The sequence below is a fragment of the Lichenihabitans sp. Uapishka_5 genome, assembly GCF_033947565.1.
Taxonomy (GTDB): Bacteria; Pseudomonadota; Alphaproteobacteria; order Rhizobiales; family Beijerinckiaceae; genus Lichenihabitans.
Genome location: NZ_JARPVX010000126.1, coordinates 1 through 7,406 on the forward strand (window position 1 = coordinate 1; position 7,406 = coordinate 7,406).

Here is a 7,406-nt window from a genome sequence, read left to right on the forward strand (position 1 = left end):
CCTCCACCACGTCGGCGGGGCCGAGGCCGCCGCCGACGTGGTGGAGGCGGTGCTGCGCACCGGGCGCCCCGTGTTGCGGGGGCAAGCCGGCCGCCTGGCCGCGCCGCTCCTGGAACCCGCATGACCGCAGCCCCGGATTGGGACCTGATCCTGGCCGGCGGAGGCTTGGCCAACGGGCTGATCGCCTTCCGGCTGCGCCAGTTGCGGCCGGAGCTGCGCGTGCTGCTGGTGGAAGCCGGCCGCGACCTTGGCGGCAATCACACCTGGTCGTCGCATGCGGGCGACCTGTCGCCGAGCCAGCAGGCCTGGTCGGCGCCCTTCGTCACCTCCCGCTGGCCGCATTACGACGTCCGCTTCCCTGGTCATATGCGGCGGGTGGAGCTCGGCTATCAAAGCGTCACCTCGGAGCGTTTCGCCGCCGTGCTGCGCGAGGCCGGCATCGCGATGCGGCTCAACGCCCCCGTGGCGGCCGTGACGCCGACGCGGTTGCGCCTCGGCGACGGGACGGAGCTGCGGGCCGGCGCCGTGGTGGATGGCCGCGGCTTCGCGCCCACCCCCCACCTGCGCCTCGCCTATCAGAAGTTCTTCGGCCGCGACCTGCGGCTCGCGGCGCCGCACGGGCTGACCGGGCCGATCGTCATGGATGCGACGGTGGCCCAGCACGACGGCTACCGCTTCATCTATGTGCTGCCTTTCGAGCCGGACCGTGTGCTGGTCGAGGACACCTATTACGCCGACAGCCCGGTGCTCGATGCCGGCACGCTGCGGGCGCGCGTCGACCGCTACGTGGCCGAGCAGGGCTGGACGGTGTTGCGCGTGCTGCGCGAAGAAGACGGCGTGCTGCCCATCACGCTGACGGGCGACGTTGACGCCGCCTGGGCCGAGGCGCCGGATCAGCCGCGGGCGGGCCTGCGGGCCGGCCTGTTCCATCCCACCACGGGCTATTCCTTTGCCGAAGCGGTGCGGCTGGCCGACCACATCGCGGCGCTGCCGGGCCTCGATGCGCCGGCGCTCGCGGCCGCGATCGAGCGCCATGCCCGGCGGCGCTGGCGGGCGCAGCGGTTCTTCCGGGCGCTCAACCGCATGCTGTTCCAGGCGGGTCGTCCGGACGAGCGCTGGACCATGATGCGACGTTTCTACCGCTTCCCTGAAGCGCTCATCACGCGCTTTTACGCGGGCGACCTCGCGGCAACCGACAAGATCCGGCTGCTCAGCGGCAAGCCGCCCGTTCCTGTTCTTCCCGCCCTGCGAGCCTTGATGGACCATACGACGTGAGCGCCCCCACCACCGCCGCCGTGATCGGGGCCGGCTTCGGGGGCCTGGCGCTGGCGATCCGGCTGCAAAGCGCCGGCATCGCCACGACGCTGTTCGAGAAGCGCGACAAGCCGGGCGGCCGCGCCTACGTCTACGAGGACAAGGGCTTCACCTTCGACGGCGGCCCGACCGTCATCACCGACCCGAGCGCCATTGAGGAGCTGTTCGCCTTGAGCGGCCGGACGTTGTCCGATTATGTGACGATGCTGCCCGTCAGCCCCTTCTATGCCCTTTCGTGGGAGAACGGCTTCCGGTTCGACTACAACAACGACCAGGCCGAACTCGACCGGCAGATCCAGGCCAAGAGCCCGGCCGATGTCGCCGGCTACCGCGACTTCCTGCGCTATTCCGAGGCCGTGTTCCAGGAAGGCTACCTGAAGCTCGGGGCCGTGCCGTTCCTGCATTTCCGCGACATGGTGCGGGCGGCGCCGCAGCTGATGCGGCTCGAGGCGTGGCGCAGCGTCTACGGCATCGTGTCCCGCTTCATCAAGGATGAGGAACTGCGGCAGGCCTTTTCGTTTCATTCGCTGCTGGTGGGCGGCAACCCCTTCGCCACCTCGTCCATCTATGCGCTGATCCATGCGCTCGAGCGGCGCTGGGGCGTCTGGTTTCCAAAGGGCGGCACGGGCGCGCTCGTCGATGGCATGGTGCGGCTGTTCGAGGACCTCGGCGGCACCCTGCGGCTCAACGCGCCGGTCGACTGCATCCTGACGGAAGGCGGGCGGGCCACCGGCATCGGCTTCGAGGACGGCACGACGCTGCCGTTCGACCGCGTGGCCTCCAACGCCGACGTGGTGCACACCTACGACCGCCTGTTGCGCGGCACGTCGCGCGGGCCCGCCAAGGCGGCGCAACTGAAGCGCAAGCGGCATTCGATGTCGCTCTTCGTCATCTATTTTGGCCTGAAGCGGCACCGGCCCGAGGTGGCCCATCACACGGTGTTGTTCGGGCCGCGCTACCGCGGGCTGATCGACGCCATCTTCAACAAGGAAACGCTGGCGGACGATTTCTCGCTCTACCTGCACAACCCTTGCGTCACCGACCCGAGCCTGGCGCCGCCCGGCGCCGGGGCCTTTTACGTGCTGGCCCCGGTGCCGCATCTCGGCACGGCCCCCGACGTCGATTGGGCCGTCGAGGGCTCGAAATACCGCGACCGCATCTTCGCCTACCTCGAGGAACGCTGTTTGCCGGGGCTGCGGGAGGATCTGGTGACGAGCCGCATCTTCACTCCGCTCGACTTCCGCGACGAGCTCAATGCCCATGCGGGCTCCGCCTTCTCGATCGAGCCGATCCTCACCCAAAGCGCCTGGTTCCGGCCGCACAACCGCGACGACGTGATCCCCAACCTCTACATCGTGGGGGCCGGCACTCATCCGGGAGCCGGGGTTCCGGGCGTCATCGGCTCCGCCAAGGCGACCGCCAGCCTGATGCTGGCCGACGCTGCGGGGCGGGCGTGACGGACGCCGCCTCGGCCGGAACCGCCATCGCCCCCGAGGCGGCCAAGGCCGCCGATGCGCCTGACGTCGCCGATGTGGCGGCCGCCAAGGCCACCATCGCCAAGGGCTCGAAGAGCTTCGCTGTGGCGGCGAAGCTCTTCGCCCCTGCGATGCGGGCCGACGCCGTGCTGCTGTACGCCTGGTGCCGGCACTGCGACGACGTCATCGACGGACAGGAGCTTGGATTCGCGGCGCCATCGCCCGGCGTCGCGGCGGGGCTTCCTGGGTCTCAGGCCTCCACCCCCGAGGCGCGGCTCGCAGCCTTGCGGGCCGAAACGCTGGCGGCACTCGACGGCACCGCCACCGATCCGGTGTTCCGCGCCGTCGGGGCCGTGATGCGCCGCCACGCCATCCCGGCCCGCTACGCGCTCGACCACCTCGACGGCTTCGCCATGGACGTGGCCGGCCGCCGCTACCGCACGCTCGACGATCTCCTGGGCTATTGTTACGGCGTGGCCGGCGTGGTCGGGCTGATGATGGCCCACATCATGGGGGTGCGCGACCCGGCCGTGCTCCGGCGCGCCACCGATCTCGGCCTGGCGTTCCAGCTGACCAACATCGCCCGCGACCTCGTGCCGGATGCCGCCGTCGGACGCGTTTACGCGCCCGAAGACTGGCTCGCGGCCGCCGGCATCCCACTGAACGCCCTGGCGGAGCCGGCGCATCGGCAGGCGCTCGCCACGGTGGCGGCGCGCCTTGTCGCGGCGGCCGAGCCGCTGTACGCCTCGGCGCGCCTCGGGGTCGCGGCCCTGCCGTTCCGCGCCGCCTGGGCGATCGGCACGGCGAGCGGTGTCTACCGTGCCATCGGCACCGCCGTGGTGCGGCGGGGTCCGCGGGCCTGGGACAGCAGGGTGTCCACCTCCACAATGGCCAAGCTCGGCCATGTGGCGGCCGGCCTGGGCCTCGCCCTGGTGGGCTGAGCGCCGCCCCACACAAAATGTTATGTAATCGCGCCTAAGCTCCGCCCGTTGTTGTTGCTTTTGAGCGCTCGATGCATTTTCGATCCATCCGGATTCGGCTCACGGCCTCGATCGCTGCCTTGCTGGCGATCTTCACCGTGGTGTCGGCCACGGCGGTCGTCAGCCTGATCCGCATCGACCGGCAGATCGAGACGGTGGACCGCAAATGGCTGGCCGGCACGCAACTGCTCGGCGACCTGAAGAACACCATCTCGGAGTTCCGCGTCGCCGAAGGCTACCGCTTTCTGGCCATGGACCAGCCCGGCGTCATCCAGGCCGAGTTCCTGGCCGAACGGCAGGCGACCGTGGTGGGCGAGCTCATCGGTCGCTTCCGACCGGTCGCCGAAGAGGTGGACATGGTGGAGGATTTCCGCCGCTTCGAGGCGACGTGGCGCGACCTCCTCGACAACCACCGGGCCTGGATCGACGAAGCGGCCGGCGACCAGATGACGAAGCCGATGGGCTACGGCAGCACGCTGCAACGGCGCTACGAGGCCGTGCAGATCGCGGCCAACAACCTGATCGACGATGCCCGTGCGGCCGCGAGCGCCGAGGCCACGGCCGCCAACGGCTCCGCCACCCACGCCACCCTACTGGTGGCGGCCTTGTCGGTGATGGCGGGCCTTCTGGGGGCGGGCCTGATGGTCCACGCCGAAGTCCAGATCGCGCGTCCGCTCGGCGCCATCACGTCGTCGCTCGCCCAACTGGCCGAGGGGGACCGCAGCGTGCGGGTGCCGGAACTGCATCGGCGCGACGAGATCGGCGCCATGGCGACCGCCTTCGAGGTGTTCCGGCGTAACGCCGTCGCGCTCGGGCAGGCGCAGGAACGCGCCGAGGCCCTGGCCCGGCACGATGCCCTCACGGGGCTGGCCAACCGCCGCCTCTTCTCTACCCGGCTGCAATCCGCCCTGAAGGCGTCCCGGAACGGGCTGATGACGGCCGTGATGCTGATCGACCTCGACCATTTCAAGCCCGTCAACGACCTGCATGGCCATGCGGTGGGCGATTCCGTGCTGTGCGAGGTGGCGGCCCGGCTGCGCGGCCTGACCGGCATCGGCATGCTGGTGGCGCGTCTCGGTGGCGATGAATTCGCGGTCATCCTGCCGCCAGCGCCCGACCGTTTGGCGGCGCTCGATCAGGCGATCGGGCTCGCGGCCCGCATCGTGGAACGGCTGGGCGAAGTCATCGTGGTCGGCGACACCGAAGTCGTGGTGGGGGCGAGCCTCGGCATCGCGATGACGCTCGAACAGGACACCACGGCGGCCGAGATCCTGCGCATGGCCGACCTCGCCATGTATCGCGCCAAGCACGACGGGCGCGGCACCTTCCGGTTTTTCGAAGCCAGCATGGACGCCGACCTGCGGGCCAAGGCGGACCTCGAAGCCGATCTCAGGGCTGCGCTCGCGGCCGGCGAGATCGAGCCCTTCTACCAGCCCATTGTCGACCTCGCCTCCGGCGGCGTTGCGGGTTTCGAGGTGCTGGCGCGTTGGCACCACCGGAGGCGTGGCTTCGTGCCGCCCGTCACCTTCATCCCGCTGCTCGAGCAATTGGGCCTGCTGCCCCGCATGACGGAAGCGATCCTGCGCCGCGCCCTCGCGGATGCGCAAGCCTGGGATCCGGCCATGACGCTGGCCGTCAACGTGTCGCCGCGCCAGCTGCAGGATCTGGCGTTCCCGGCCATCGTGGCCAACATCCTGATGTCGGCGGGGTTTCCGCCCCAAAGGCTCGAGATCGAGATCACCGAAACCGCCCTGATGACCGATCTCAGTGCCGCCAAAACATCGCTGCAGGCGCTGCGGGCCCTTGGGGTGATGGTGGTGCTGGACGATTTCGGCACCGGCTATTCGAGCTTGTCGCATCTGCGCGAGGCGAAGTTCGACAAGATCAAGATCGACCGGTCGTTCATCGGTACCCTGGCCAAGAGCCGCGACAGCGTCGCCATCGTGGATGCCGTGCTGGGCCTGGCCCATAGCCTGGGCATGACGGTGGTGGCCGAGGGCATTGAAACCGACGTCGCGGCCGCGATGTTGACGGCGCGCGGCTGCGGCTTCGGCCAGGGCTATCTGTTCAGCCCCGCCGTACCGGCCGCCGCCGTGCCGGCCTTGTTGGCCAGCCTCGGTCGCCTGGCCGCCTGAGCGGCCATGATCGTGGCTCCCGCCTGAACAGTCTCAGTCGTGCCGGGGCGGCACGCCCTGCTCGAACTCGGCCTGTTGCGTGGCGGTGGCCTCGCGCTGGTGCGCGGCCTTCCAGTCCTCGTAGGGCATGCCGTAAACGTGCTCGCGGGCCTCGGCGCGCGTCATCGGCACGTCGCGGTCCCCGGCCGCCGCCTCGAGCCAGTTCGACAGGCAGTTGCGGCAGAACCCCGCCAGATTCATCAGATCAATATTCTGCACGTCGCTGCGCTCACGCAGGTGGGACAGCAGGCGGCGAAAGGCGGCGGCTTCGAGTTCGGTCTGCCGGGCAGGGTCGAGAGCAGTCATGGGGCGGCGTCCAGGTCGGCCAGCCGGCGCCCCGGGCGGCCGGCGCGGCTGGGATGGTATCGGATGCTGCCGATGTCGGGACGCCGGAGGACCGGCGCAAGCACCTGGGCGAGCCGCACCCCCCAGTTCGAGGCACTGGCATCGTCGCCGATCAGATCCTGACGCACCTCGATCAACACGTTGGCGAGCCCGCGCCGGGTCGCGTGGATATCGATGGTGTCGCCCGGCAAAGCCCCGTCATAGGGCTCGTTGTCGCCGATGCGCTCGGCCGCCGGTTGCAGGGAGGGCTGGTCCGCGAGGCCTTTGGCGAGCGGCAGCGCCAGCCGGGGATCGTCGTCCCACAGCAGGCCCACGTGCCACGGCCGGCGAACGCCCTTCATGGACGGCGTGAAGGAATGGATCGACACCACGGCCGGCGGCCGACCGGTGGCCAGCATGGCGTCGAGCGTCGCGTCGATGCGGTCGCGGTAGGGCTGCCAGAACCGGGCCGTGCGCTCCTCGACCTCGGCGGTCCCGATGGCGGCATTGCCGGGCACGATCGCGCCGTCCGAAATGCGCATCACCAGCGTCGGGTCGCGGCAGCCGCGGTTCGGGTCGATCAGCAGTCGCGAGAAGGTCGTCATCAGCGCCGGCGCCTTCAGGATCGCCGCCATGGTGCGGGTCACGGTTTCGGCGCCGATGTCGTAGGCGATGTGCCGCTCGAATTGCGCCCGGTCGAGCCCCAGGTCGCCGTAGCGGGCCGGCAGACGGTTGGACGCGTGATCGCACAACAACAGCAGTCCGCCCGACAGGTCGCCCTCGATCGCGATGACGGGCGCGGGCTCAGTGCCGGCGGGTGGGGCGGGGTGGGGCATAACGGGCGTCACGGGCTCCACAGTAGTGTTTGCGCGGCCGAAGTGCCATAGCGGAGGCGCGGCCCGCCCGGCGGTCGCGCCATCCCGATCCCGAGCCACCCGCCATGTCCTCCTCGATGGTCCAGACGTCCGCGCGTCCGGCCGGTAGCGCGCCGGCCGTCGCGGCCTTGGTGGTCGGCGCGGTGGCGATGGGCTTGTCGCCGATCGCGGTGCGGCTCGCCGATGTCGGGCCCTTCGCGTCGGCCTTCTGGCGCGTCGCCCTGGCGCTGCCGGTGCTTGGCCTGTTGATGCATCTGGCGGAGG

The 7,406-nt window shown here is 70.3% G+C and carries 6 protein-coding genes and 1 pseudogene; 5 read left to right on the forward strand and 2 right to left on the reverse strand.

The window, feature by feature from the left end:
• Nucleotides 1–120 precede the first annotated feature (120 nt).
• From crtY to P7D22_RS21685, 4 genes are all read left to right on the forward strand, one after another.
• Nucleotides 121–1,275: a lycopene beta-cyclase CrtY gene (crtY, locus tag P7D22_RS21670; RefSeq protein ID WP_319936337.1), complete on the forward strand. Its 1,155-nt coding sequence runs from the start codon at nucleotides 121–123 to the stop codon at nucleotides 1,273–1,275.
• Nucleotides 1,272–2,771: a phytoene desaturase gene (locus P7D22_RS21675; protein ID WP_319936338.1), complete on the forward strand. Its 1,500-nt coding sequence runs from the start codon at nucleotides 1,272–1,274 to the stop codon at nucleotides 2,769–2,771. Before crtY ends, P7D22_RS21675 begins: the two co-directional genes overlap by 4 nt.
• Nucleotides 2,768–3,730 (forward strand): phytoene/squalene synthase family protein, encoded by a 963-nt coding sequence (locus tag P7D22_RS21680; protein ID WP_319936339.1) that lies wholly within the window; start codon nucleotides 2,768–2,770, stop codon nucleotides 3,728–3,730. The genes P7D22_RS21675 and P7D22_RS21680 overlap by 4 nt, the downstream gene beginning before the upstream one ends.
• 71 nt (nucleotides 3,731–3,801) lie before the next feature.
• Nucleotides 3,802–5,904 (forward strand): putative bifunctional diguanylate cyclase/phosphodiesterase, encoded by a 2,103-nt coding sequence (locus tag P7D22_RS21685; protein ID WP_319936340.1) that lies wholly within the window; start codon nucleotides 3,802–3,804, stop codon nucleotides 5,902–5,904.
• A 33-nt stretch (nucleotides 5,905–5,937) separates the two neighbouring features.
• On the opposite strand, the gene P7D22_RS21690 is transcribed toward P7D22_RS21685, so the two are convergent.
• Complete coding sequence (locus tag P7D22_RS21690; RefSeq protein WP_319936341.1) at nucleotides 5,938–6,249, reverse strand: DUF1244 domain-containing protein; 312 nt, start codon at nucleotides 6,247–6,249, stop codon at nucleotides 5,938–5,940.
• On the reverse strand, nucleotides 6,246–7,103 hold the full coding sequence (locus P7D22_RS21695) for an N-formylglutamate amidohydrolase (RefSeq protein ID WP_319936342.1): 858 nt from the start codon (nucleotides 7,101–7,103) through the stop codon (nucleotides 6,246–6,248). Before P7D22_RS21695 ends, P7D22_RS21690 begins: the two co-directional genes overlap by 4 nt.
• A gap of 116 nt (nucleotides 7,104–7,219) precedes the next feature.
• On the opposite strand from P7D22_RS21695, the pseudogene P7D22_RS21700 reads away from it, so the two are divergent.
• A pseudogene (locus P7D22_RS21700) lies at nucleotides 7,220–7,406 on the forward strand (EamA/RhaT family transporter); the annotation flags it as partial.

Coding starts and splice junctions, on each gene's coding strand:
- P7D22_RS21690 (WP_319936341.1), bottom strand. CDS start 6,249: ATGACTGCTCTCGACCCTGCCCGGCAGACCGAACTCGAAGCCGCCGCC.
- crtY (WP_319936337.1), top strand. CDS start 121: ATGACCGCAGCCCCGGATTGGGACCTGATCCTGGCCGGCGGAGGCTTG.
- P7D22_RS21695 (WP_319936342.1), bottom strand. CDS start 7,103: ATGCCCCACCCCGCCCCACCCGCCGGCACTGAGCCCGCGCCCGTCATC.
- P7D22_RS21685 (WP_319936340.1), top strand. CDS start 3,802: ATGCATTTTCGATCCATCCGGATTCGGCTCACGGCCTCGATCGCTGCC.